We start from the raw sequence: 25,979 nt of genomic DNA, 5'->3' as shown, positions 1-25,979 counted from the left end.
AATAGTGCCCACGTGGGGCACTAATGGAACGCCTTAGCATTGGGATTGTGGAATTCGGGATAGAAGTCGATGTAGTCATAGCCGCGGGCAGCCATGAATCGCCCCATCCCGATCACCTGAAACTCCTCGGGTGGATGAACACCCATTTCAACGAACGAATCCCGAATCTGACAGCGCAGGTAATGATCCATGAAGGACTTGAAATACTCCAAGTCCTGTGGATCGATCGGCAGCAATTCGATAATAGTGTCCGAATTGCGTGCGGCCGGAGCGAGGTGGTCGTCGGCGATCGCCAATTGTGCACCGTTGGGATACTTGACGTAGAGATCCGACATCTCGTCAATATAGGCAGCCTCACTGAGATCGAGTCCGGAATTAGTGGCCTGCGCAGCGAACTCACCGGAGAACTCGCCCCACGACTCGAGTTCCGACTGGGAAACGTCGGTGAGGTCAATTTCAGCAGCCGACTGCGTAACGTCGAGATCATGTTTCGACGCGAGCTGGGTCCCGAGGTCGGTTTCCGTCGGGTCTATGCCGAGATAGATGTTCTTGCAGTAGATACAGGGATCGGTCGCGTTCGGCGGAATGGTCATCGCGGGCGAGGTCCCACTTCCGTCCTCGAAGTCGAGTTGCTGGTAGAGGTCGCCGAATAGATCCTCGAACTCGGCACGATCCATCGCGTTAATCGCTTGACGGACGGCGTCGATTCGAACCGGATTCTCGGAGGCTGGAACCGTGTCGTAGCCACGTTCGATGAAGACGTGGTAGCGAGCGAAAGATCGTGCCTGTCGAATACGCTCGCTTTCTTCGTCAGTCTGATTGGCCGGCTCATCGGGGTACCCATCTTGGTCATGGTACTTAATCTCACCGTCAAATTCCATCTCAATCACGTGCTCAACATCATCGTTATCGATGATGCTCAGACCAACACGTTCGCCGTTTTCGCCTGTAATTAGTCCATCCATATTTGGTTATCTCCGGCTTGCACCAACACCATGTGAACCATTCTCACCAGTCAAGGTATCGTCTGCCTTTTTCAACTTTTTGACATCATCCTCGAGTTTCTTATATTTCTGATGAAGATCTGCAACGGACGCAGCGTGTTCGTTTGGCAGCGTATAATCAGTTACCTGTTTAGTCATGTCGCTGGCGGCCCCGCCGAGGAGTTCGCCGCCGAGGGTTTCGCCGACCTGATAGCCAGTGGCAACGCCTGCACCGGTCCCAATCGGCCCGGCGAGACTACCCACGGCACCCCCGAGGACCGCACCAAGACTGCCACCACCAGCCTTTCCCGCGAGTTTCCCACCTGCACCAGCGAGCGATCCGATTGCACCCTTTGTCATCGCCTGGGAAAGATCACCTCCGACCGATTTAGTGTTCTCGAAGGCCTCCTTCATCTTTCCAAAGAATCCACTGCTCTCAGCCGAGTTGCCTGACTGCTCGAGCGAACCGCGCGCGGTGTCGCGTTCGGGACCAGCCGTAGTCGGATCGGATTCGGCCTGCTCCTCGACGTGACCGCGGTAGTAGTTATCGACGATCTCGAGGACTTCGTCCTTGGTGACGTACTCGGCCTCGCATTTGGCCGACCGCTGGATATGCATCTCTGCACCCATCCGGTTGATCGTCACCGGCCCGTCCGCCAGCGCCTGCTGGGCCGCGTCCTCGGCCTCGCGCTCGAGACTTAGATCAGGATCGATTTCCAACCCGCTATCATCTTGAGGCATCATGCTGATATCAGCCCCAGTCTGCTGGCGAACGTGGGCTAACTCGTGGGCGAGGATGTGTTGACCCTCCGGCGATTTGGGATCGTACTCACCGTGATTGAACGCGATGTGGCTATCAACGGTGAATGCCCGCGCGTTAATCTCCTCACAAGCTTTGGCAGCGGTTGCGTCGGCGTGGACCCGAACGTCGCCGAACGAATCGTCCATTCGCTCTTCCATCGCCCGCTGGATACCGTCATCCAGCGGCTGGCCTTTCGACTGCATTACGTCCCGGACCGGATCGGGAACACTCGCATCGCCGGCCGGACCCGTGTCGCTGGCAGCTTTCCCGCTCCGCTGAAGCGAGCGTTTGTTCCGTCGTTCGATGTCATCGGGCACTTCCTTGGGCCGCTCTACCTGTCGTTCCCGAAACGCATCGATCGTTTGCGGAACGCCCATGTCCTCGACGGTCATCCCCTCGTCGATCCACTCATGGACCTCGATTGGGTTTCCCGCCTCGAGCCGTTGCAACTCGAACAGCGTCTCTTCGTCGGAAATCGACATCCCATACTGTTCCTCTGCCTCCTCGAGCGGCATCCGTTGGAAGCAGTCCGACGACTCCGACTCGTGGTCGGGAGACGACTGGACGTCGGGAATCCGCTGGGATTGCCGGTCATCACCGGTCGTCTTGGCTTCTCTCGCTGATCGAAACCCCATGTGATACTCTTGGTGCGGTATTTTTCTCATCAGACAATAAAAGTTCCCAATGAGTATACTTAAATAAAATAAGAGGGGAAGATACGTTCTGACGGATATGAGCCCCAATCTTCCCGGCTTGTCAGTGTCACAGTCATGAGTTACGCCACGACACAGGAACACCTCCTCGAGGAATTCGATCGGCTCAACGTCGTTCTCGAAGCCGCGGAAGCGGCCGAGAATGCAATCAAGAGAGACGAGGAGTCTGCGACCGATACGGCAACGCTCGCGACCGAACCGCGCAAGTTACCGCTTGCGCTTCCGAAAGAAGCGCACGATCGGATCCGTGAACTGACGGCTGAGATCGAGCGCAAATGCGACACGACCGATGATGTCACGCTTCGGCTACGTGTGCTCGCAGATCAGTTCGATCTCTCGCAGCGTCACCTCGATACCCTCTTGCTTGCGCTCGCGCCACGATTCGATCGCTCCTACGGCGAGCAGTACAAACGACTGCAGGAGAGTACGGCCCTCTCGAGGCTGACGGTCGTCCTCCTCGAGCGACTGTTCAGCCGGACGCCCGAGGAGCGGCTCGCCGCGGGCGCGCTGGTGGCCAGCGACTCCCCGCTCCGGCGACACGGCCTGCTCGAGGATGTCTCGCCGCCTGACGGCGTCGCCACCGAACGCGGCCGGCAGTACGTCGTCGACGACCGCATTGTCGACTACCTCAAGGGCTACGACGGCCTCGATCCCGCACTCGAGACAACGCTTGACCGGCACGCGGCCGGCGACGCGGCGGCGCTCGAGGAGCACGAGATCGACCCGACGCTCGGCGTCGACAACCTCGCGATCGGCGAGGACCTCGCTGATCGGCTCACGTCGCTGCCGGCCGACGACGGCACGGGCCGGCGGTTCTACTTCGCCGGCCCCGACGGGACCGAGAAGCGCCGCGCCCTCGAGGCCGTCAGCTCTGCCGATGAGTACCTCCGGGCCGACCTCAAGGCGGTCCTCGACGCCGGCGCGCTCGACGCGCTCGTCCGGGAAGCGAAACTGCTCGGGAAACCGCTGCAGTTGACCGCGGCCGGAGCGGCCACGTTCGACGCCCGCGAACACGAGCGCTCGCTCGAGGCCGTGTTCGACCGCTTCGCGGCCGTCGCGACCGACCTCTTCGTCACCGGCGCGGACGCCTGGACGCCCTCGACAGTCATGGACACGGACATCGACGCCATCCTCGAGTTCCCTCGGTCATCGCTGGCGATCCGCCGGCAGTTCTGGACCGCCCACGCCGACGACCTGCCCGACGCCCTCGAGCCCGAAGTGCTGGCGGGGACGTTCGAACTCACCCACGGCCAACTCGAGGCGGCGCTGTCGACGGCCCAATCGCTGGCCGGCGGCGGCGAGGTCACCGCTGATGATGTCTACGAAGGCTGCCGTGCTCAGTCCGCCGACGGACTGGGGGACCTCGCCCAGCAACTCGAGCCCGACAGCGACTGGACGGATATCCAGTTGCGAGACGACACCATGCGCAAACTCGAGTTGGTATGCGACCACGTCCGCCATCAGGGCCGGATCTACGGCGACTGGGGCTTCGAGGAACAGTTCAGCCGTGGCACGGGCGTCGTCGCCCTGTTCAAGGGCGATTCGGGCACGGGCAAGACGATGGCTGCCGAGATTCTGGCAAACGATGTCGGGATGGACCTCTACAAGATCGACCTCTCCTCGGTCGTCTCGAAGTACATCGGCGAGACCGAGGAGAACTTAGAGCGAATTTTCGAGGAGGCCGAACACTCCAACGCCATCCTGCTGTTCGACGAGGCCGACGCCGTCTTCGGTGACCGCTCGCAGGTCTCGAGCGCGACCGATCGCTATGCCAACGTGGAGGTCAACTATCTGCTCCAGCGCGTCGAGGCCTACGACGGCATAATTCTCATGACCACCAACTACGCCTCGAACATCGACTCGGCGTTCACCCGCCGAATCGACCACACCGTCACCTTCGAGATGCCCCGCGAAGCGACCCGCGAACGCATCTGGAAGCACGTCTTCCCCGACGACGCGCCCACGCGCGACATCGATTACGAGTTCCTCTCGTCGTTCGAGTTTACCGGCGGCCGCATCAAGACAATCGGCCAGACGGCCGCGATCCTCGCGGCCGGCGACGACGATTGGATCGCGATGTCCCACGTCGTCCGCGCAGTGCAACTCGAGTACGAGAAGACCGGGCGCTTGCTCCAGCCCCCGCAGTTCGAACCGTACGACGAACACCTCGTCTTGGACTGACCAGACCATGCTCACAGCGTACCCAACCCTGACCGATCTGACAGCACCGCTCCGTTCGACAGCGAACGCCGATACGTCTCGAACACTGCTCGCGAACCGAACGCGACACCGATTTCGTACCGATGACGGCCACGAAGCGTTCGGGTCACAAGTACAGTACCGGCCGCACCGTCCTCTCGATGAACCGACAGTGGCGGTCGCGAGGTGGTGGTCGTGACCTTCACCGCTGTCGCTGCGGTCAGCGAGACCTTGTTGGAACTGCTCCAGGAACAGATCGAACAGCGCCGAAACATTTCGTTTTCCCGTAGCGACGTGGCACTGACCTCGCCCGACGCGGTCGATGCCGATTCGGGTGTCCGACTCGGGCTGTTTCTGTATCGCGTCACGCGCGACGAGAAGGCCGGAGCCGCTGCGCCCGAAATCGCCCAATCGACGAAACGCAATCCGCCGCTCCCGCTCTCCCTGCAGTACCTGCTGACTGCCTATCCGATGGACGACGAGGGCGAACAGGCCACGGGAACGCTCGCCCAACAGCGGACGCTCGGGTTGGCTATCCAGCTCCTTCACGACAACTCGCGGCTCGAGCCCGCGGAGTGTGCGGCTGGACTCGATCAAGACAGCAATCTATCGGTCCGGGTAACGTCCGAACCACTCGACCAGTTCACGAACCTCTGGGCCCGGTTCGGCGACACGACCTACCATCCCTCGGCGACGTTCGAGGTCAGTCCGGTACTGATCCAGTCGACGAACGAGGAATCGTTTACGCGCATCGACGAACGCAAAACCGATATTTCACGACGACCGGACGAGCCCGACACGCTGTAATCGGATGCAGCGAGCGACACGTTCCGCCGACCCTATCGACTACTCGTGTGGCGTCGGGTCGGCGCTCAGCCCAATCGGTGACGGGGTCGAGGATCGGGCCGGATCGCGGTCCAGCGCATCACTGCCCCCTTGCAGGACGAACTGCTCGCCGGTCCGCGTGTAGACGATCGGGTGTTCCCCACCTTGTTTGAGCGTGTATCCGAGTGGGAGATCCATCGCCGCCTCGTTGGACTCAAGCAGAAACGCTTCCGGAACCTCGAATGGACGGCGCTCACCGGGCTCGAGTGACATCCCCACGTCGAATTGATAGAGGTCACGTTTCGTATCGCGGATCTTCGCTTGCGTCAGTTCGACGGGGACGACGCCATCGTTTTTGATCGTCAGTTCGCGGCCGGGACGGGACTCCGGATTCGAGACCGCGACGATCCGAAGGTCGGTCCGGTCACTGATCGTGGATTCGTAGCGGTTATAGACGAGTACCGTCGCGACTACCCACAGGAAGGCAGCGAGGAGAACGGTCTGGAGATGCGTGAGCGTCCCATCGAACCACGGGAGCCACGAGATCAACGCGCGGATTCCGAGGCTGCCGAGGACGGCACCAGCGAAGCCGACAATACCGGCCAGTGTACGCGTTTGAAGGAGTTTGACCTGGGCGTAGCCGGCTTTGATGAGTAGCGACTGGAACGCGGACGGTGAGTCGTCGTCCGTGGCGGGTTCGCGGCGCTGACGGAGCACGAGTACGGTTGCGACCGGCCACGCGATCAGCGATCCGGCGAGGATGAACGAAAGCGGAATCGGGCCGGCGACGACGGCGACACCGAGTCCGACCGCGACGAGCGCTCCACAGATCCCGCCAGCGATCGTCGCCTGCGCCCAGATCGACAGCCGTTCCCACTGGTCCCTGATCGCGTCCTCGTAATTCCGATACAGGATATAGCCGGCACAGATGATCGCAACGAGCACGAATACCGTCACCAACAGGACGACCCGCGGTGAAATCGCCCATCCTGTTACGGGAACCGACGACTGGGGAACGTATTCAACGAGCCCTGTTATGACGGCCACGGCAGTTACGAGCAAGGCGACGATCAGCGCCGCCATCAATGGCCGAATGACCGGTGATAGTTGTTTTCTGACCGTCTTTGTTACCTTCGATGCAATACGTTTCATCTCATCGAGTCACCCCGTTTATGCCGTTGGCGGCCGACAGTTGGCCGTCCGAGATCGGACCGTGTTCTATCCGCTCGGCCGGTTTCATTCCCGTTCGATTACGCATATTCTCTCGAATGATGTTTGTCGAGTCCTATTAAAACATACTGGTGATAGTGGAGAAACAAGGGCCGGTATTCAGGAGTGTCACTCCCGACAGATGGATCTCGAGACTGGCCGGATTATGACCGGAACTCGTCACGGGCACGATACTCGGAGCGTCAACCCGAAGGGTCGAACCGCCGAGTACCGGTTACGGTCGGCGGTTATCGTGCGTTCGCGGTCGCGAGCATCACTCTGGCATTCCCGACATCTTCGAGAACTGTTCGTATGCCAACTCGATGGATTCGATCGCCATCCCTCGTTCGTTGCTCGCCAGGTCCGGCCCCGACCACTTCGTCGGATACGCGTTCACGAACTCCCATCCCCACTGGCTCTCACCCTGAAAACCGTCCTTCACCTTGACGACGATGTTTTTTCGGGAGATCGTCCCGCTCATTACCGTCTGGATCCAGTCCCAGAAGGCCGTGTCCGTCGTCAACCCGCGTTGGAGGACGAGGTTCGCATGCGCGAACTGGCCGGGTAACTGGTGGACGTGATCGTTGACACCGCCCTCGCGATACTGGACGGTTTCTAACTCCATGGTTATCCCGGCGACCTCGGCGAAGCCGGCGACGGTCTCGCCGTCCACCTCGACTTCGAAGTTGTACTGTGCGTAGGGATCGTCTTCCGTTGTGTATGGTGCCATCGTCTCAGTACTGCGGTCGTAGCGGCATCTGAGTGCCAGATGCCGTAGTTACTCGGAATCCGGCGGATTTCGGAGTACGATACCGCCGCCGGCGTCGTCACGCCCCCGGCCGCGACCGCGACGGCGGTCACGAGGTCGATCGGACGGCGAGTCGTTCATTCGGTCGTTGATCCCGCTAATCTCCGTACACCAGCGCTGCCGTTCCCAGTGGGGCATGTTCAATACCTCGTCGTGGCTCCAGCCGAAATGGTAGGCCACGAACGCGACCTCCTCGTAGAGGCGGTCCGGCTCGTACAACCGGACTATTCCGCTGGGTTTCCCGACTCGGACTCCTCGTTCTCGTTCGATTCGGTGCCGGCTGCGCGCATATCGGCGGTCTCGAACCCAGGCGATTCGGTCGCACCGACGCTACCGATGTCACTGCCTGTACTGACGGAACCAGCTTCGACACCAGCGGAACCCATACCACTGGTGGCGCTATCGATCGTCACGTGAGCGCCGTTCTCTGCGTTAATTTCGAATGGCTCACCACACTCGGGACAGGCCGTCTCGACGGCGTTTACCCCCTGGTTGTTGATCCGCTCGTACAGGGCCTGCAGGTACTCGAGGTCCGTGACGAACAGATTCTCGATGATGCTCGCGTCGATCGTCTCGAGGTCGCCGAGTTCGGTGACGACCCGCGAAAGCAAGACGATGGTCAGATACGAGGAGTTCGACTGGACGCGGGGGTTTTGTAGCGGCTTGATCTCGTCGGCCGCGGTGGCGAGTCGCATTCGGCCCTCCTTGTGGAGCGTTCCCTCGTCGTCGACGTACCCCTGGGGGAGAGTGAACTCGAACTCGGTCTGGAGCGTTCCGCCGGTCATGATCGACGCCCTCCGCTGTCACAGGTGACGACGACGCGATCGGTAAACGGGGCGGAATCACCGGTGTGAAGGACGCCCTCGTCGTCGACACGCCAATCGTCACCGAACCGATGACGCGGAACGGTAAACGCGTCCGGAGACGAACTCGACGATCGTGTCATACGTTCTTCCGTTCCATCTCATCGAAGGTGACGACGTACTCTTCGGTGGCGAGGTTGCCCTGACCGCCACCGCCGTGGGAGTTGAGCGTCGGCGGTCGGTACTCCTTGATCCACGCCTTCGTGAACTCGAAGCGAAGCACTGAGTCGCCGATCTCGTTCATGATGATGACGGCGATGTTCTTCCGGCCGCCGTCGTCCATCTTCCCCTCGTCGACGGATTTCCGCCAGTTGTAGAGTTCCTCGTTTTTCTCGTTTGCACCCCGAACGAGGATGAGGTCGTCATACTGGGTGTCGCCCCAGAGTTTTCGGTTGTGCGATGGATCGTTGCCTTCGCGGTATTCGACCTGTTCGGTTCGCATCGCTGGCAGTTCGACCTCGACGAATCCGGGGATGCCGACGCCGTCGAGTTCGACCTTGAATTCGGTTTGTCTGAGTGGTCCGTGTGAGTCTGGCATTATCGTATCGATTGCGTAGAGATTGGTTGATCGTCAGATACGGTGTGGGCGGTGTTACTCGCCGGTGTCCTGGCTAATTCGGAAGACGACGAACTCGGCCGGCTTGACCGGCGCGACACCGATCTCGACGATGAGTCGGCCGTTGTCGATGTCGTCCTGTGTCATCGTCTCCTCGCCGCACTTGACGTAGAACGCCTCGTCGGCGGTGCTCCCCTGGAGACCGCCGTCTCGCCACACCGTCGTCAGGAAGTTCTCAGCCGACTGGCGCACGCGAGCCCACAGATCCTCGTCGTTCGGTTCGAAAACCGCCCACTGAGTGCCCTCATCGATCGACTGCTCGATGTAGAGGAACAGTCGACGCACGTTCACGTACTTCCAAGACGGATCGCTGGAGGCTGTCCGCGCGCCCCATAGGCGGATGCCCCGACCTTGGAAGCTCCGGATACAGTTGACCCCCTTCGGATTGAGGACATCCTGTTCACCTTTCGTGATGTTGTGCTGGATGCCGAGAATACCCCGGACAACTTCGTTCGCGGGTGCCTTGTGAACGCCGTGTTCCGCGTCGCTTCGCGCGAAGATGCCGGTGATGTGGCCGCCCGGCGGAACGAGTTTCTTCCGGTTAGTGAGTGGGTCCTTTGTCTCGACCCACGGGTAGTAGTAGGCGGCGTACGAGGAATCGACAGGCGTCTCGATATCCGAAATCGCACCCGCGTTCTGCGGTGCCTGCAGGATCGCGAACCGCTCGCCCATGTTCTCACAGTGGGCGACGAGTGACTCGGTCAGTCCCTCGATATCGTTCTGATCAGGGATACACATCAGCGAGACGCCGTCGAGTTCCCTGAACGCCGCGAGGCCCGTTCGCATTCCGGGCTTATTGATTCCCTCGTAATCGCTGAGGGTAACGTCCTCGCTCTCCGGCTTTGCTGACAGATCCGAGACGACGTCCACGTCGACTTCCTTCTCGCCGGACTGAATCTCCTCGAGCTCCGACTGGAGGTCCTCTCGAGCCTGCGAGGCGTCGATATCGAACGGTTCGGCGATCCCCTGTAGTTCGTTGTACTCCCGATCCTCGAGATCATCCGGAACGTAGGCAGCGGTCTTCGATTCGGCATCGAGTTGAATCAGTCCGCCGTCGGAGTACTCCTGGGGAACCTCTCGCGACAACCAGGAGAGTCCCTGGGCGGGTCGTCCCGCATCCAACTGCTCGAGGTCGACAAGCACGGAGCCCGGGATCTGTTTCTCGTAGAACTGGCTGGATTCGGGATCTGCCGACATGTCATCGTAGGTTTCTTCGATGTCGGGAGCCGGGTCGGGCTGATCGGAGGCGGGCTTGCTGACCTCCTCGATATCGCACGACCAGTATCGCAGCGTCAGCTTGAAGTAATCGTTCTCCCCCTCCTCGTACAGCGGTCCGTCCTCGACGATCGCGGCGATGGAACTTCCCCACCCGCCCGGACCGGTCGCTTCGACGGAGATGACGTCGGTTCGATTCTCGTCGACAAGGGTCGTCGTCGCGACATCCGTCGCTTCGGCGGCTGCAACACGGCCGACGTAACAGCGGCTCCCCCCGTTTTTGAAGAATCCGTCCACGGCCACGTCCAAGTCCGAGGACTGTGGACTCGAGCCGAACGTTCGTTTGAATTCGGAAAAGCTCGTAACGAGCTTCGGTTCGACGGGACCCCGTTCCGTTTCACCGAGAAAGCCGGCAGTGCTAGTGCTGACTCCTTCGACGGATTTGGTTCCGCTGTCGACCTCTTCGACGTAAACGCCTGGTGATAGGTACTCTGGCATTGATTTCGCTCCTCCAATTGCCGATGTAGCACTCCTGTATTTATAGACAAATAGTATAAACTTATTCATTCACTAAATTCGTAATTACATCTAGCTCGAAATATTATCTGATTTTCTAGATTGTTTCTGCTATAGCCGATTCTAAATTCCCGCCCGTTAAGCACTTCATAACGCCAAATAGTGTAGTGCTGTATGAACGAGAATGGCACGAAGACAGTCGCAAACGACGGTCAATCACGAGCGCATCACCAATAGTGCCCATACGGAGTCCGATCCCGCTAAATAGACATAATTAAATGGAATAGTGGCGCAATAAAGAACACTCACTACGCCATGGCCCAGGATCCGGACCACAGTGACGGGGAGCGGGGAGGTCTATCGCAGTTCCGGAAGAATCGGTTCTTCAGCGGGAAACTGATGACACCCCGCGATATGAAAGCGGACCAGGAGTATCATGCCGATCGACTGCACACGCTCGCCCGGTTCGTGGTCGGGAGCGGAATCGTCCACGGACTCGAGGTGCGATCGATCAGCGAAAGCGACGACGGACTGGAGGTGACGATCGAGCCGGGGTTGGCGCTGGACGGACGCGGTCGTCCCATCATCGTCGAACAGGTGACGACGAAGTCGCTTCCCCGTCCCTCAGCGGACGAAATATCGCTCTCAATCCAATACGACGAGGTCTCGCTGGAAACCGTCCCCGTCCCGAACACCGACGATGCCATCGATGAGGAGTCGACGTCGAACCGTATCGTCGAGGTCTTCGAGCTAGCGTATCAAGAGGCGATGGGGGACGGGCGGGAACAGCCCCCCGGCGTCGAAATTCCGACCGTCGAGACGGATACGAATGCGGAAACGGTACGAAAACGGCTCCTAGAGGGGTATCACGACCAGCATCGATCGTCGGCCCCGTTCGACGCGGATACAGCAGTATTTCTCGGTTCCTTCGAACGCACGCCCGACGGCGTCTGGGCGGCGGCGGACGACCCCGCGCCGCGAGAGTTCGTCTACGACCACGAGTTGCTCTTCGAGACGATCATCAACCACGTCACGGATACCGACAACCCACACCGGACGCCGGTCGAACGGGAGCCGCCTGATATCCCGGACGATATCGGGGCGATTACCGATCGGCTCGACGCCCTCGAGACTGAACTGGGCGGACTCAAACAGGACCAGACGGCACTGACCCGGTATATCATGCGCAAGACGCTCAAGGATCGGGCGCGGTTCTTCGACGAGTTAGCCGATCAACTTGAACAGCAGACGAGCGAGGGCAGTCGACTCGCCCGCGAGATCGCCGCGACAGCCAGTGTGGACGGCGAGCGGATCTACGAGAACGAGGAGGCGTACCGTCGCCACGTACAGCAGGTCCTCGAGCATCTGATCGCGCTCGGCGACGATCTCGAAAGTGCAACGACCGAAGCGAGTCTCGAACGCTACCTCAAGTCCGTCTCCGAGCTACAGGCGGCCCTCGAGGACGACGAACCCATCCTCGAGTTGGCCGAGGCCCAGGACCGAGTATGTGAGGCCGCAGACTCGCTCGAGGTACTCGTCAACATCGTGCCAGACGAGTAGCGGATCGGTCGATGAGACCACCCCCAGTCCTTGGGAGGGGACCGGACGGTTCGCTCGGGCTACTCGAGCAAGAGGAGGCTAGGATTCTCGAGGGACTCCATCACGGTGTTCGTAAACTGGGCACCTACGGCCCCGTCGATCAACCGGTGATCGAACGACAGCGAAAGGGTGAGCACTGAACGAGGTTCAATCGATTCCGCACCGTTCTCATCGGTCACCACGCGCGGTTTGCGCTTGATCTCGCCGATCGCGAGGATCCCTGCCTCGGGGTAGTTGATGATCGGCGTCGCGTACTCGCCGCCGATACCGCCGACGTTGGTGATCGTAAACGTCGATCCACGCAGTTCGCCGGGACTGATTGTTCGGTCGCGAGCCTTCTGGACGACCTCGTTCATCTCCGAGGAGAGTTGGAGCAGTCCCTTCCGGTCGGCATCCTCGACGACCGGGACCATCAGCCCGACATCGGTCGCGGTCGCGACCCCGATGTTGTAGTAATCGCGGTAGACGACTTCCTCGTTCTCCTCGTCGATGACCGCGTTCATTTCGGGATGTTCCTTTAGCGCCGCCACGACGGCCTTCATGATAAACGGCATATAGGTCAGCCGGATGCCCCGCTCCTCAGCGCGCGGTTTGAGTTCCTCGCGAGCCTCAACGAGTTCGGTCACGTCAACCTCGTCGTGGTGGGTGACGTGGGGCGCGCTGTACTTCGACTCAACCATCGCCTCGGCGATCCGCTTGCGGACGCCACGGAACGGTTCGCGGCGTTCGCGCTCGCCCTCAGCGAACTGAGTCCCCTTCGTTCCGACCGATTCGCCGGCTTCGACCGCCACCCTATCGGCCTCCTGGGCCTGCTGCTGGGCCTCGGCATATTCCTGAACCGCTTCGGGGGTAACGAACGCCTCGCCGTCGCGCTCCTCGGTCGCTGGGACGGCGTCGATATCGACGTCTTCCTCCTCGGCTATTCGTCGGGTAGCCGGCGCGGCAAGCGTCTTCTCACGGTCGGCGGACTCGACCTGCGTCGGCGTCTCGGTTCGCTGGTCGCTCGAGGTCGTAGGCGTGCCCTCGGTGGCCGTTTCCGCGGCGGTAGCGACACCTGCACTCGCGTCGCTCGAGTCAGTCGGTGCAGATTCCGCCTCGCTGGACGCCGTCTCGGCCGTCTGTCCGGTTCCGCCGCCCGTTGCTGCCTGCACGTCGGCCGCAGTGATCCGACCGCCGGGACCGCTCCCCTGGATCCCCGAGAGGTCGATCCCCTGCTCGCGAGCCATGCGACGCACGCGCGGCGGCGCGAAGACGCGGTCATCGGGCGGTGCGACCGCCTCGGTGTCGGCCCCGGTCGCGCCGGGGTCGCCAGCGGCGTCGCCGCCTTCCTCTCGTTGCTCGCTCGGTTCGCCGACGCCGGCGGGTTCGCTCGTCTGCTCTCGTTCCGATTCGGTCGGCTCTTCGGCTGCTTCGCCCTCGCTCGCGGCGTCGCCGCTCGCTTCCGAGGCGCGTGGTGCCTCGCCCGCAACGTCGAACGAAATGATGACGGTCCCAACCGGGACGACCTCGCCCTCCTCGACATGTAACTCGCGGACGGTCCCGTTGACCGGTGCGGGGACCTCTACGAGCGCCTTGTCCGTCTCGACCTCCGCGACCGGCTGGTCCTCGGAAACCTCATCGCCCGCCTCGACCAGCCAGGAGACCAGTTCGCCCTCCGCGACTCCCTCGCCGACGTCCGGTAGCTCGAACTCTCTGACCATGTTAGAACTCCACGGCGTCTCGAACCCCGTCCTCGATGCGCGCCGGTTCGGGCAGGTAGTAGTCCTCGAGCGCGTACAGCGGGAACGGCGTGTCGAAACCCGTGATGCGCTCCACCGGCGCTTCCTGATACAGTAGTGCTTCCTCCTGCAGGGTCGCGGTGATTTCAGCACCCAGCCCGCCCGTCTTCGGAGCCTCATGGACGACCGCTGCGCGGCCGGTCTTCTCGAACGATTCAACGATCGTCTCCTCGTCCAGCGGCGACACCGTTCGCAGGTCGACGACCTCGGCGTCGATCCCTCGTCGGCGAGGTTCTCCGCAGCCTCGAGCGTCGGTCGGGTCATCGCACCCCACGTGTAAACCGAAATGTCGCTTCCCTCGCGACGGACGGCCGCCTCGCCGATCGGCACCTCGTATGATTCGTTGGGGACTTCCTCGCGGAAGGCTCGGTAGATGAGCTTTGGCTCGAGGAATATCACTGGATCCGGACTCCGGATCGCGCTGGTCAACAGCCCCTTGGTGTCGTATGGAGTCGACGGGATGACGACCTTGAGCCCAGGCTGGTGGGCGAACATCGCCTCGGTTGACTCAGAGTGGTGTTCTGGCGCGCGGATACCGCCGCCGTAGGGGGCTCGGATGACCATCGGGCAGGTGTATCGTCCGCGCGAGCGCGTCCGCAAGCGCGCTGCGTGAGAGACAATCTGGTCGAATCCAGGGTAGATAAAGCCCATGAACTGGATCTCCGGGACCGGCCGCATCCCGTAGGCAGCCATCCCAATCGCCGTCCCGATGATTCCCGACTCCGCAAGCGGGGTGTCGACGACCCGGTTCTCCCCGAACTCGTCGTAGAGGCCTTCGGTCGCGCGGAAGACGCCGCCGTTCTTCCCGACGTCCTCGCCCATGACGATGACATCGTCGTCGCGGTCCATTTCGGTGTGCAATCCGTCCCGTACCGCCTGTACCAGCGTAAGGTTCGCCGATCCTGATTCTGCTGCCATGGTATCACTCCAGAAGCGCGTCGTCGCCGTGTTCGTCGCGAATCGATTCGAAGTACTCAAGCTGGCGTTGTAACCGTCGGGGCATCCCCTCGTAGACGTGCGCGAAGATTTCCTCAGGGTCGGGCCGTTCGACCGATTCAGCCGAGTCGATGGCGTCGGCTACCGCCTCCTCGATCCGCGACTCGATCGTGTCGACCCGTTCGTCGTCGAGGATCCCGTTCGATCGCAGGTACGTCTCGAGGCGCGGGATGGGGTCCTTCTGCTTCCAGCGTTCGACTTCCTCGTCGCTCCGGTAGACCGACGGATCGTCGGCGGTAGTATGAGCCCCGAACCGGTACTGGACCGCCTCGATCAACGTCGGCCGCAGTTCGTCCTCGTCGGGGTTTTTCGCCTTTTCGACGGCGTCTTTCGTGACCTTGTACACAGCCAACGGGTCCATTCCGTCGACCTGGACCCCCTCGAAGCCGTAGGCGGTGGCCTTCTGGGCTAGCGTGGCGCTGGCCGTCTGGCGCTCGCGGGGCACCGAGATGGCCCACTGGTTGTTGTTACAGAAGAAGACGTTCGGCGTGTCGAAGACTCCAGCGAAGTTCAGCCCCTCGTGGAAGTCGCCCTCCGAGGTCGCACCGTCGCCGAAGTAACAGATGAACGCCTTCTCCTCGTCTCGCAGTTTTGAGGCCCAGGCCGCGCCGGTCGCATGGGGGATCTGGGTCGCGATGGGGACGGCGACCGAGAAGATGTTGACATCCTCGGGGACGTAGTTGCCCTGTTCGTGGCCCATCCAGTACAGCAGGGTTCGCTCGAGGGACAGTCCCCGAACCAGCCCGACGCCGTGTTCGCGGTAGCTGGGAAAAACCCAGTCCTCCTCGGCCAGCGCGTGGGCGCTCCCGATCTGAGCACCCTCTTGGCCTGATAGCGGCGGATAGGTCCCCATCCGCCCCTGGCGCTGAAGGCTGACAGCCCGCTCGTCGAAGCGACGCACGAGCCGCATCTGCTCGTACATCTCGACGAGTTCGTCCTCGGTGAGGTCCGGCACGTCGGCACCCTCTCGGACCCGGCCCGCTTCGTCGAGTATCTGTACTCGCTCGCGGGGATCGCGCTGTAACGTACTCACAGGAAGACCCACCTGTACATACCCGTATAAACTATCGCTCAGGATAAAGGAGTTTCCCAAAATAGTTTATTATTGGTGATATTCTTGCCACTCTCAGCGGGTGAGCGTGGACATTGTTGTACAGTTCTGGCCAGCAATGCTGGACGAGTAGCGGTCTCTCTGGCGACTGATCCCTGGCGCGCGACGGACGCGTCGTGGATCACGCCACGTCCCCGGTTCGAATATTGAGAATAGTAGACTAGTCCGCAAAGAATACTACAAGTGCAATAGCCGAGTTACCACTCCGTCGAGAGCCAATTATGGCTAGCTGTTCGACTGCGAACGCGATGTCGACCGTGCAAAACCGCGCGCTTCCTCGACACTCTTGCCCTCCCGAAGCACGGCGTCGACGAACAGTTCGCCGGCCTTGTACGACGACCGCACCATCGGTCCACTCGCACAATAGAGGAAGCCTAACTCCTCCTCGGCGACGCGTCGCCACGTCTTGTACTTGACGGGGTGATCGTAGCGCTGAACCTCGAGGTGATCTCTCGAGGGCCGCAGATACTGCCCCAGCGTGACGATGTCGACGCCGCGCTCGCGCAGGTCCGCTAAGGTCTGGTAGACCTCGTGGTCGTACTCGCCGTGGCCGAGCATGATCGAGGTCTTTGTGTAGATATCGGATTCGCGCTCGACTTGCTCGAGGACCGACAGGGACTGCTTGTAGCCGGCGCGGCGATCGCGAACGGGGAACTGCAGGCGCTCGACGGTCTCGACGTTGTGGGCGATCACGTCGGGTTCGGCGTCGATGATCTTTCGGACGAGCCGGTCCTCGCCCTGGAAGTCCGGAATCAGTACTTCGACGAGAATGCCGGGGTGGCGGGCCTTGATCTCGCGGATCGTCTCGGCGAAGTGGCCCGCGCCCTGATCCGGGAGGTCGTCGCGGTCGACGCTCGTGAGGACGACGTAGTCGAGGCCGATTTCGGCGACGGCATCAGCCACGTTTTCGGGTTCGTCGGGATCGAGCGCCTCCATTCCACCCGTCTCGACGTCACAGAAGTTGCAGGCTCGAGAGCAGCGGTCACCCATCAACATGAAGGTGGCCGTCCCGCCACCACCGCTGTCTCCCGGCCCATCGCTCCCGTCAGGACCGGCTCGACCCGACCAACACTCGCCCAGGTTCGGGCAGTTGGCCTCCTCGCAGACGGTGTGCAGGTCGTACTCCCGCAGCGTCTCCCGAATGCCGGCGAACTCCTGGCCCGACGGCGGGCGGCTCTTCAGCCAGTCGGGCTTACGTGCGCGGCTCATATCCTATCATTGGGTCACGAAGTGAAAAACCGTGGTGGTCGTTCGGACGTCCGCGACGCTGCGCTCGCAGTACGATCCGTCAAAACACCCGAACATCCGCGCCACCGGAGTTAATCGCTCCGTTCCCCGATAGCTTTACGGACAGGTACGGAATAGGCGGGGCCGATGGCCTTCGGCTCGACACCCGACTGGTTCCATATCAGCGATGACGAGGATATCGTCTGGGAGAGCCGTCCCCATCCGATCACGATGGGATCGAAACTGCCGGTCGGGATCGGGCTCGCGCTCGCCGGCTTCCTCGTCGCTGGCTGGAGCGGGGCCGATGGCGTCGGCCTGTTAACGATTCTCGGCATCCTCATGACGGTCGTCGGCGCTATCATGGCGTTCGCCCGCTACCTCGTCTGGACGAACACCCGCTACGTCATCACCTCCACGGAACTCTACAAGAAACAGGGGATCGTTTCGAGAGACGTCACCCAGTTCCGCCTCGAGCGCGTCCAGAACATTAGTCTGCGCCAGTCCGGGATCGGCCGCCTGCTGGGCTACGGCGACCTAACCGTCTACACCGCCGGCTCCGGCGAACCGGAGCTAGTCTTCGAACGCGTTCCCAAGCCCGACCGGGCCAGCAGTCGACTCAGCGACCAACTCGAGACCGTCGCGACCGATGAATCGACCGTCTGATCGGCGGCTCCGTGATCCTCAGTCTCGGCGCGGTCATCGCCGAGGCGAACACGGAAGCGTCCGTGCTGGGAATCGAGGCGACCAGTTCGATCGGCCCGGTTCTCCTGCCCGCGATCGTGCTCGGCGGGATCCTCTATCCGCTGGTGTTCGCCACTGTCGGAGCTGTGATTGCCGCTGCGGTTGCCGACCGATAGATCGCGCCTCGAAGGAAACGCCTTTGCCCTGCCGCTTCCCGTTTTCGTATGATGGAGGTCGCCGAGGTTCTCCCCGAATTCGCCGACGCTTTTGCCTTCGAGGAGTTCAACCGCATGCAACGCGAGGCACTGCCCGCACTGCTCGAGTCCGAGGCGAACGTGGTCGCGAGCGCGCCGACCGCCTCGGGGAAGACGGCGCTCGCAGAGCTGGCGATCTGTAAGTCGCTCGCCGACGGCGGCACGGCCCTATTTATCGCCCCGATGCGAGCGCTGACCAACGAGAAGGAAGACGACTGGGATCGATTCGAGGACCTGGACTACTCGGTGTACGTCGTCACCGGCGAGCGCGATCTGAACCCGCGCCGCGCGCGCCGCGCGGACATCCTCGTGATGACCCCCGAGAAGCTCGATTCGGCGACCCGCAAACACGACTCGCGACGGTACGACTTCGTCACCGATATCGACGTCTGCGTCATCGACGAGGTCCACTTGCTTGACGCCGACCGCCGAGGCTCGGTGCTCGAGGTGACGATCTCTCGCCTGCGTCGGCTCTGTGATCCTCGAATTGTCGCGCTCTCAGCGACGATGCCCAACATCGACGACGTGGCGGCGTGGCTAGACGCCCCCGAAGAGACGACCTTCGAGTTCGGCGAGGAGTACCGGCCCGTCGAACTCAACGCCGGCGTCAAGACCTATACCCACGGCGACAACTCCTTCGCCGACAAGTACCGCCGTCTCTACCGGGCGCTGGACCTCGCGGAACCACACCTCCGGGAGGACGGGCAGTCGCTGGTCTTCGTCTCCTCCCGGCAGGACACCGTTCAGGCCGCCAAGAAGGCCAGGGACGAAATCGCCGAGCGCGACATCCCGATGGGCGCTCGTGGCGACTACGATTTCCACACTAAATCGAAAGAAGAGATCGAGGACTCTACGCTCCGTAAATCGGTGCTCGACGGCGTCGCCTTCCACCACGCGGGGCTCTCGAAGAACGATCGCGACCTCGTCGAGGAGTGGTTCAAAGAAGGCCACATCGAACTGCTCTTTTCCACCTCGACGCTGGCCTGGGGCGTCAACCTGCCCGCTCGCTGCGTCGTAATCCGGGACACGAAACATCACGATCCCCTCGAGGGCGAAGTCGACATGAGTCCCCTCGACGTGCTCCAGATGCTCGGCCGCGCCGGCCGACCGGGCTACGACGACGTCGGCTACGGCTGGGTGATCTCCGATTCGGCCGAGGCAGACAAGTACCGGCGGCTGCTCCGCGACGGCAAGGAGATCGAGTCTCGACTGGCAGAGAGCCTCGAGACCCACCTTAACGCCGAGATCGCGATGGGGACGATCACCGATCTCGAGGACGTAATGGACTGGCTCGAGACGACCTTCTACTACGTCCGCGGTCAGTCCAAGCCCGACGATTACGACTTCCCGAACCTCCGACAGCGGGTCCGGGACTGTCTCGAGGGGCTCGTCGAGCAAGGCTTCGTCGAGACCGGCGAGGATCTCTCGATCGAAGCCACGCCGCGGGGCGTGTTGACCTCAAAGTACTACCTCAGGCTCGATACCGCGGCCCGCTTCGCGGCGCTGTGTGACCGCGTCAGTGGCGTTGGCGACGGGGCCGACGGGGGCGACGAGTTGACGACCGGAGACATTCTCGAGGTGGTCGCGACCGCCGCGGAGTTCGACTCGGTTTCGGCCCGACAGGACGAACGCGACGCGATCGACGCCGTGCTGGTCGGCGAGGAGACCGAGGACCTCGAGGCGGGCCAACGGAAGGTGTTCGCGATCCTCCGCAGTGCGGCAAGTGGCACGACGCCGTCGGAACTCCGCAGCGACGCGTGGGTCATCCGGCGCAACGCGACACGGCTCGTCTCGGCATTCGGGGCCTTCCTCGATCGCTTCATTGGGCCACACGCCGCGAACCTTGCGCGCCGGGTCGAGGCCCGTATCGAGAACGGCGTCGCCGAGGACGCGGTCGGGCTGACTGCCATCGACGGCGTCGCGTCGGGTCGCGCGAGTAAACTCGCAAAAGAGGGGCTCTCGACCCCCGGCGACGTCGTTGACGCGGGTGTCGAGGGACTCGTCGACGCCGGACTCTCCGAGGGCGTCGCCGAGCGGGTCTACGAGGGGGCCCAATCGCTCCCCGCGATCGAAATCGAGTGGGGCCAGTTCCCCGAGACCGTCGCAACGGGCGAGAACGACGTCTGCGAGGTCACGGTCCGAAACGTCGGCGAACCCAGCCGGGCCGGCATCCAGGTGACCGTCAACGGCGTGGAGATGACGAGGACGAACACCTACCTCCGCGATTCGGAAACCCTGCCGGTCGGTGTCTTCGGTGCCGACGCCGAGGAACTCGAGTTTACGGTCAGCGTCGCTTTCCCCGAGGAACCGCTGATTCCGATCGAAGCGAGTCGAACGGTCGACGTTCTGTAGTGAAACGGGAGTGGTCGACGGCCGCTCGAGCCGTTACACGATCCCCTCGCCCGTTCGTTCGTCGAAGTGCGTCTCACAGAGAACCTGGAAGATGGTCCCGTCAGTTACTGCGTCCCCACGGGCGATTTTCTTCAACAGTGCGATGCCGTACGCCACCGCCGAATCACAGTCGATACACGTGCTCCGCTCGCCGTAGGGTCCCTCGCCTTGTGTCCCTGCATTCGTATTTCGACACAGTCGCGGCAGAGTCACCACTTGTTCTCCGGGTTCGATAACTCGAAGATCCGATGTCCATCTTGTGCTGGTTGAACTAGACGGGTGACTCACAGAAGGCACAGTCCATACCCGCTCTCGTCGCGAGCAGTCGGATAACAGTTCGTCACGAATTGTCATAGATCGGATTCGATACCGCTACGCTCACTCCGTCAATGCAAGTATCCGCTCCCGAAGCTCTGCCGGCGAGTCCACGATCTCGTCGGCTGGCGAGCGGTTGATATCCCCGTGAGCGTCAATCCGATACGCGATCACGTTCGCCCCCGCTCGAGCGGCCGCCTCGATACCATTTGCCGAGTCTTCGACGACGACACACTCCGCGGCGGGGACGCCGATTTCGTCGGCGGCGTACTCGAAGACATCGGGGGCCGGCTTGCTCGCCGCGTCGATATCGTCGGCACTGATGACGCGATCGAACTCGCCCTCGAGGTCGAAGCGCTCCGTGACCATGCCGATCCAGTCGTGGGGCGAGGATGAGACGAGCGCCGTCGGGATGCCGCGGTCGTCGAGTTCGGCAAGGAGGTCATGGAGCCCGTCGAGCAGTTCGGCACGCTCGGTGTAGATCTCCTCTGCGGCCTCGGTGAACCGCTGGATGAACTCCTCGCGGGAGATGGCCGCACCGTACTCCTCGTCGAGGTAGTCGTAGATCTCGCGGAAGTTCATCCCGCTCGTTTCGGCGACGGCGACGTCTTCATCGGGGACGGTCGCCGGAAGAATATCCTCGCGCTGGAACACGACCCAGTAGTCTTCACTGTTGACCAACACACCGTCCATATCGAACAAGACAGCAGTCATGTACATCCGGCTATTCGATCGTCCCGTATAGCCGTTTGGCAGGCGTCGGGCCGAGTGATCAGCGGACGACCTCGCCGCGCCGTTCGTGTTCCATCTCCGTTTCGACCGTCTCGGCGATTGCCGCGCCGAACTCGCGCTCGAGCAACCACAGCGCCAGATCGATCCCCGCGGTCACGCCGCCGGCGGTGAGCACGTCATCGTCGTCTACCACGCGCGCGTCGAGAACGTCGGCAGCGTACGCTTCGAGGTCGTCCGTCGCGACGGCGTGGGTCGTCGCGGGCCGGCCCTCAAGGACGTCCGCTTCGGCCAGCACCATCGCGCCGGTACAGACCGACGCGATCGTCGAACCGGTCGCGGCTCGTTCGCCGACGGCCGCGGAGAGCGCCCCGTCCTCGACGACAGCCCGGACACCGCCCTCAGTGGTCCAGCCGCCGCCGGGAATGAGCAGGATATCCGGGTCCCTAAGCGTCCCGTCGGGCTCGACGCGCAGCCCGTGACTCGCCGTCACGAGATCGGTCTCCTCGAGCGTCACCAGCCGCGTCTCGAGGGATGCGCCGGCCTGAGCCCCGTTCTCGAGGACTTCATAGGGCCCGATCGCGTCGAGTTCGTCGAAGCCATCGAACAGCACGATTTCAGCGGTAATATCGGCCATATCCGATGATCGGTAGCGCCGCTGAAGTCTGTTGTGTAGACACGGTATATGACTCGTATAGCGCTAGACCGCGAGAGCGACCGATATCATTCCCAGCGCGTCGCTGGCGAGTGCGCACCGTCCCCGTTCGCTCCTCTCGGTCACCGCATTCCCGACTCACCGACCGTCGTCGTCGCAACCATATTCGATCGGCGTTGAACGGCCCACAAACCGACGAAAACGTCCAGAAAATGGCTCCAAACACTCGAAAACCCAGTTCACGGCGACCCCCTTCAAGTCGATCGACCCACCGAGAGTCGGATGCACTATGAAACGAACGACGCTCATCGCAGTCATCTGTGCAGTACTGATCGCGGCAACCGGCTTCGCTGCTGCAGCACCCGGAAACGCGCCCGTCTCCGTGGACACGAGTGCGGACGAGACGGACGACCAGCACGCGAACGAACACGCCTCGGACGACCGGCACGCGGATGACCACACGAACGGAAACGAGGACCGAAGCGAGAACGGAGCCGCGGCCGGCAGCGACTCGGATAACGGGAACGGACAGGGGCCGAACGCCGACCTCCCCGCGCAGGTTCCCGAGCACGTCTCCGCGATCCACGACCGGGTTTCGTCGTTCCTAAACAGTGACTTCGACGGCTCGCTCGGCGACGCGATCAGCGACGTGACGCCGGACGACGAGAATGCAGGCGAAGATGACAACGCTGACGACGTAGATGAAGGCGACGAGGCTGACAATGCCGATGAAGGAGACGATACCGACGCGGACGACTCGCAAGCCGACGAAGACGACAACGAGCAGACCGACGAGCGGACCGAGTCGAACGATAGCGACGAACAGACTGACGCGTAACTGATACCCCCATGCCCACACCAGCTCTGCCGACGGCGATCGGTCTCGAGGATCGGCTGCTGACGTTCGTCGTCAGCCTGCTGGTCGGCGGCGTGGCCCTCCACGCCAGCACCCACGTCCTCGCCGATGCTCAAGACTACGCCCACGCGGTGTTGACCGCGTTGCTCGGCGCGCTGGCCTGGGCCCTTCTCGAGCCGATACCGTTGATCGGCGGCGCGCTGGCAATCGTCACCTGGGTCGCGATCGTCAAGCGACGCTACCGGCTCGGCTGGCTCCAAACCGCCGGCGTCGGCGTCGTCACTTGGACGGCCGCAGTGGTCGTCCTCGCAGCCCTCGAGTTGATCGGAATCAGCTCGGTCTCGGCACTCGGCGTGCCGGGTATCTGAACCGCTCCCCGCTGGCGCTCCCTCCACCGACGCAGTCCCGCTGACGGCCCTCTATCCGGCTCCCCGCTGATGCTCCCCCTCCACCACATCCGCACCCCCACCCCCACCCTCACCCTGCCCCCGCTGACGCTTCCGAACGTCCGATTTCTTTGCCCGGATCCGATTACAGCTGCGCCGACAACGAAGTCAATCGCGGTCACGGGGCTCGAGCGGCTCCGTTCGTATTGACACAGGAGTGGCGATAGCTAATGGCATCGTTATAATTGGTCGGCCGTGGAAGTGGGTTCTATGGTCGCTGTCATCGGATCGGTCGTTGCCTTCCTGGTCGCACTGCTCGTCGGCGGACTGGCGATCTTCGCCAGCGCGCGGTTCATCGTCGACGTCGACGACTACTCGCACGCAGTCGTTACAGCCCTCCTCGGCGCAATCGCGTGGGCACTGACCTCATGGGTACCGCTGCTCGGCCCGATACTCGCGCTGATCGCCTGGGTCTGGGTGATCAACTGGCGGTACCCTGGCGGCTGGGGGACGGCCGCGGCCATCGGCTTTATCGCCTGGCTCGCCGCGCTCGCCATCCTCTTCGTGCTCAACGCCATCTTCCGACTCGGTGTCGGTGCGTTCGGCGTTCCCGGTGCATAACGGCCTCGAGCGGCCGAATATTGTCCGTCATCGGCACGGGTCGAGGGACGGCCGATCGACGGTCTCCGAACGACCTTCCGGATCCGGTCTCGGAGTTCGACTCCGGCGTACTCGAGGCGATAACCGAGTCCGTCAGCGGTGCCGTCGAGTCGCTCAGCGAAGTCGTTCGGAGCCTTACCCCGGTGGTGACGCGGCCGGACCGAACGAGGCCATCTGGTGATAGGTCACTGACCAGTTCCGAACCGTATCCGGCGTTCAGTGTTGGAAGCGTGTCACTCGAGCCGTTTCTACGACTTCCATATGTTTTAACCGAAGTGGCAAGTACCGACTCGTATGAACGTTCGCGTCGGCGTGACAGCCGTGGTCATCGCGGTGCTTCTCGTCGCAGCGGGCCCGGTCGTCGCCGTCACCGAAGCCACGACCAGCGGGCGGTCACAATCGAACCCGTTCGCAGTCCAGCAAGACCGGATCGATGCGGACGAGGTCCGGATGGATGTCGCGCTCCGGCCGAACGGCACCGCCGAGTGGACCCTCGAGTTCTGGGTTCGGCTCGACGACAATGAGAGCACGACGGCGTTTGAATCGCTGCAGGATGACATTCGGGACGACCCCGAAACCCACACGCAGTCGTTCGCCGATCGACTGAACGAGACGGTTGCGACGGCGAACAACGCGACGGGCCGCGAGATGGCTGCCGACGGGTTCGACGTGACGACCGCGCGCCAGTCGCTCGCACGCGAGTACGGCGTCGTTAGGTACACCTTCCGCTGGGACGGGTTCGCGGCCGTCGACGGCAACGAACTCCGCGCCGGCGACGCGATCGAGGGGCTCTACCTTGATGACGGGACGCGATTGCTGGTCGAGTGGCCAGACGGCTACGAGCGCACGTCGGTCACGCCAGGTCCGGACGACGAGCGCGAGCAGGCTGTGATCTGGCGGGGCGGCGAGACCGACTTCGTCTCCGGAGAACCACAGGTCGTCGTGAGCGCCGCCGGATCTGAGCCGAGCACGGCCGCGATGGCAGTCGCTGCGGTCGTCGTCGGTGGACTCGCCGTCGCTGGCGCGTGGTGGTACCGCACCCGCGAGTCGGCGACAGCGCAGACGACCGGCGGGGACGACGCTCCCAGTTCGGATTCCGATTCCGGACCCGAGCCGATCGCCAGTTCGGGGACCGCGCCGGCGTCGGCGACGGCTGACGACTCGGCGGGTATGAGCGCGAGCGGCGCGCCCGACATGGAACTTCTCAGCAACGAGGAACAGGTCCTCCGACTCGTCAAGGAGCGGGGCGGTCGGATGAAACAGCAGGCGGTCGTCGAGGAACTCGGCTGGACCGACGCGAAGACCAGCAAGGTCGTCAGCGGCCTCCGCGAGGACGGGAAACTCGAGTCGTTCCGCCTCGGTCGTGAGAACGTGCTCTCCCTTCCCGACGCGGGCGACGGGGAAGCAGACGGGACGGGTGGTGACGGAGCGAAATGACTCGAAATAGACCATCCGACGGATCGAATCCGGCTGTGGGACCGAATCCGGAGAAACCGGCGAAATCGGCGAAACCGATGGACGGCAACGGATCGAAAACGGCGTTAAATCGGGGAAACCGTCGATGAACCCAAGTCACCGCCTCGAGTGTTTAT

The 25,979-nt window shown here is 62.4% G+C and carries 24 protein-coding genes and 2 pseudogenes; 10 read left to right on the top strand and 16 right to left on the bottom strand.

Annotation, left to right across the window (positions count from 1 at the left end; translation table 11 throughout):
• Positions 1-20: 20 nt before the first annotated feature.
• Positions 21-965, bottom strand: coding sequence for a hypothetical protein (locus tag K6I40_RS20565; protein WP_222916078.1), 945 nt, complete (start codon positions 963-965; stop codon positions 21-23).
• A gap of 6 nt (positions 966-971) precedes the next feature.
• Entirely contained in the window at positions 972-2,420 is a 1,449-nt protein-coding gene (locus K6I40_RS20560) for a DUF4157 domain-containing protein (RefSeq protein WP_222916076.1), read from the bottom strand.
• A 135-nt stretch (positions 2,421-2,555) separates the two neighbouring features.
• On the opposite strand from K6I40_RS20560, the gene K6I40_RS20555 reads away from it, so the two are divergent.
• Both K6I40_RS20555 and K6I40_RS20550 read left to right on the top strand, forming a co-directional pair.
• A complete protein-coding gene (locus K6I40_RS20555; protein ID WP_222916074.1) occupies positions 2,556-4,679 on the top strand; it encodes an ATP-binding protein in 2,124 nt (707 codons plus the stop codon).
• Between the two features lie 213 nt (positions 4,680-4,892).
• Positions 4,893-5,504, top strand: a complete 612-nt coding sequence (locus K6I40_RS20550; RefSeq protein WP_255681811.1) for a DUF4255 domain-containing protein — start codon at positions 4,893-4,895, stop codon at positions 5,502-5,504.
• Between the two features lie 39 nt (positions 5,505-5,543).
• Here K6I40_RS20550 and K6I40_RS20545 read toward each other — a convergent pair whose 3' ends face one another.
• From K6I40_RS20545 to K6I40_RS20515, 7 genes are all read right to left on the bottom strand, one after another.
• Positions 5,544-6,674, bottom strand: a complete 1,131-nt coding sequence (locus K6I40_RS20545) for a hypothetical protein (protein WP_255681810.1) — start codon at positions 6,672-6,674, stop codon at positions 5,544-5,546.
• Positions 6,675-7,005: 331 nt separating this feature from the next.
• On the bottom strand, positions 7,006-7,461 hold the full coding sequence (locus K6I40_RS20540; RefSeq protein WP_222916070.1) for a phage tail protein: 456 nt from the start codon (positions 7,459-7,461) through the stop codon (positions 7,006-7,008).
• Between the two features lie 48 nt (positions 7,462-7,509).
• Entirely contained in the window at positions 7,510-7,767 is a 258-nt protein-coding gene (locus K6I40_RS20535) for a DUF6760 family protein (protein WP_255682153.1), read from the bottom strand.
• Positions 7,764-8,324 carry a hypothetical protein gene (locus K6I40_RS20530; protein WP_222916068.1) on the bottom strand — a complete coding sequence of 187 codons (561 nt, stop codon included), beginning with the start codon at positions 8,322-8,324 and terminating at the stop codon, positions 7,764-7,766. Before K6I40_RS20530 ends, K6I40_RS20535 begins: the two co-directional genes overlap by 4 nt.
• Positions 8,321-8,485, bottom strand: a complete 165-nt coding sequence (locus K6I40_RS20525) for a hypothetical protein (protein WP_222916066.1) — start codon at positions 8,483-8,485, stop codon at positions 8,321-8,323. Before K6I40_RS20525 ends, K6I40_RS20530 begins: the two co-directional genes overlap by 4 nt.
• The gene (locus K6I40_RS20520) at positions 8,482-8,940 is read right to left on the bottom strand and encodes a phage tail protein (RefSeq protein WP_222916064.1); all 459 of its coding nucleotides are present in this window, start codon (positions 8,938-8,940) and stop codon (positions 8,482-8,484) included. The genes K6I40_RS20525 and K6I40_RS20520 overlap by 4 nt, the downstream gene beginning before the upstream one ends.
• Positions 8,941-8,994: 54 nt before the next feature.
• On the bottom strand, positions 8,995-10,731 hold the full coding sequence (locus K6I40_RS20515; protein WP_222916062.1) for a phage tail sheath subtilisin-like domain-containing protein: 1,737 nt from the start codon (positions 10,729-10,731) through the stop codon (positions 8,995-8,997).
• Between the two features lie 333 nt (positions 10,732-11,064).
• Between K6I40_RS20515 and K6I40_RS20510 the strand changes: the two genes are divergently transcribed.
• Positions 11,065-12,309: a hypothetical protein gene (locus K6I40_RS20510; RefSeq protein ID WP_222916060.1), complete on the top strand. Its 1,245-nt coding sequence runs from the start codon at positions 11,065-11,067 to the stop codon at positions 12,307-12,309.
• A gap of 59 nt (positions 12,310-12,368) precedes the next feature.
• Here K6I40_RS20510 and K6I40_RS20505 read toward each other — a convergent pair whose 3' ends face one another.
• The 4 genes and pseudogenes from K6I40_RS20505 to lipA form a co-directional block, all read right to left on the bottom strand.
• A complete protein-coding gene (locus K6I40_RS20505) occupies positions 12,369-14,048 on the bottom strand; it encodes a dihydrolipoamide acetyltransferase family protein (protein WP_222916057.1) in 1,680 nt (559 codons plus the stop codon).
• 1 nt (position 14,049) lies between these two features.
• Positions 14,050-15,044 (bottom strand): annotated as a pseudogene (locus K6I40_RS20500) (alpha-ketoacid dehydrogenase subunit beta).
• Between the two features lie 4 nt (positions 15,045-15,048).
• Positions 15,049-16,155 carry a pyruvate dehydrogenase (acetyl-transferring) E1 component subunit alpha gene (gene pdhA, locus K6I40_RS20495; RefSeq protein WP_222916055.1) on the bottom strand — a complete coding sequence of 369 codons (1,107 nt, stop codon included), beginning with the start codon at positions 16,153-16,155 and terminating at the stop codon, positions 15,049-15,051.
• Between the two features lie 303 nt (positions 16,156-16,458).
• Positions 16,459-17,442 carry a lipoyl synthase gene (lipA, locus tag K6I40_RS20490; protein WP_222916053.1) on the bottom strand — a complete coding sequence of 328 codons (984 nt, stop codon included), beginning with the start codon at positions 17,440-17,442 and terminating at the stop codon, positions 16,459-16,461.
• A gap of 165 nt (positions 17,443-17,607) precedes the next feature.
• On the opposite strand from lipA, the gene K6I40_RS20485 reads away from it, so the two are divergent.
• From K6I40_RS20485 to K6I40_RS20475, 3 genes and pseudogenes are all read left to right on the top strand, one after another.
• On the top strand, positions 17,608-18,123 hold the full coding sequence (locus tag K6I40_RS20485; RefSeq protein WP_222916051.1) for a PH domain-containing protein: 516 nt from the start codon (positions 17,608-17,610) through the stop codon (positions 18,121-18,123).
• Positions 18,123-18,317: pseudogene (locus K6I40_RS20480) on the top strand (hypothetical protein); the annotation flags it as partial. The gene K6I40_RS20485 and the pseudogene K6I40_RS20480, both read left to right, overlap by 1 nt.
• 51 nt (positions 18,318-18,368) lie before the next feature.
• Positions 18,369-20,747, top strand: coding sequence for a DEAD/DEAH box helicase (locus K6I40_RS20475; protein ID WP_222920417.1), 2,379 nt, complete (start codon positions 18,369-18,371; stop codon positions 20,745-20,747).
• Between the two features lie 33 nt (positions 20,748-20,780).
• Here K6I40_RS20475 and K6I40_RS20470 read toward each other — a convergent pair whose 3' ends face one another.
• From K6I40_RS20470 to K6I40_RS20460, 3 genes are all read right to left on the bottom strand, one after another.
• On the bottom strand, positions 20,781-20,999 hold the full coding sequence (locus tag K6I40_RS20470) for a hypothetical protein (protein WP_255681809.1): 219 nt from the start codon (positions 20,997-20,999) through the stop codon (positions 20,781-20,783).
• Positions 21,000-21,164: 165 nt separating this feature from the next.
• Entirely contained in the window at positions 21,165-21,815 is a 651-nt protein-coding gene (locus tag K6I40_RS20465; RefSeq protein ID WP_222916049.1) for an HAD family phosphatase, read from the bottom strand.
• A 58-nt stretch (positions 21,816-21,873) separates the two neighbouring features.
• Positions 21,874-22,467, bottom strand: a complete 594-nt coding sequence (locus tag K6I40_RS20460) for a DJ-1/PfpI family protein (protein ID WP_222916047.1) — start codon at positions 22,465-22,467, stop codon at positions 21,874-21,876.
• Positions 22,468-22,774: 307 nt separating this feature from the next.
• On the opposite strand from K6I40_RS20460, the gene K6I40_RS20455 reads away from it, so the two are divergent.
• The 4 genes from K6I40_RS20455 to K6I40_RS20440 all read left to right on the top strand — a co-directional run bounded on the left by K6I40_RS20455 (position 22,775) and on the right by K6I40_RS20440 (position 25,824).
• Positions 22,775-23,323 carry a hypothetical protein gene (locus K6I40_RS20455; RefSeq protein ID WP_222916045.1) on the top strand — a complete coding sequence of 183 codons (549 nt, stop codon included), beginning with the start codon at positions 22,775-22,777 and terminating at the stop codon, positions 23,321-23,323.
• An 11-nt stretch (positions 23,324-23,334) separates the two neighbouring features.
• Positions 23,335-23,709, top strand: a complete 375-nt coding sequence (locus K6I40_RS20450) for a hypothetical protein (RefSeq protein ID WP_222916044.1) — start codon at positions 23,335-23,337, stop codon at positions 23,707-23,709.
• Between the two features lie 288 nt (positions 23,710-23,997).
• A complete protein-coding gene (locus tag K6I40_RS20445; RefSeq protein ID WP_222916042.1) occupies positions 23,998-24,348 on the top strand; it encodes a hypothetical protein in 351 nt (116 codons plus the stop codon).
• 333 nt (positions 24,349-24,681) lie between these two features.
• Positions 24,682-25,824, top strand: coding sequence for a hypothetical protein (locus tag K6I40_RS20440; protein ID WP_222916040.1), 1,143 nt, complete (start codon positions 24,682-24,684; stop codon positions 25,822-25,824).
• The last annotated feature ends 155 nt before the right edge of the window (positions 25,825-25,979 follow it).

Origin of the sequence: Natrinema sp. SYSU A 869, from assembly GCF_019879105.1 — an archaeon.
GTDB lineage: Archaea > Halobacteriota > Halobacteria > Halobacteriales > Natrialbaceae > Natrinema.
The sequence above is the reverse complement of the archived record's forward strand: the minus strand, read 5'-3'. Positions and strand labels throughout refer to the sequence as shown.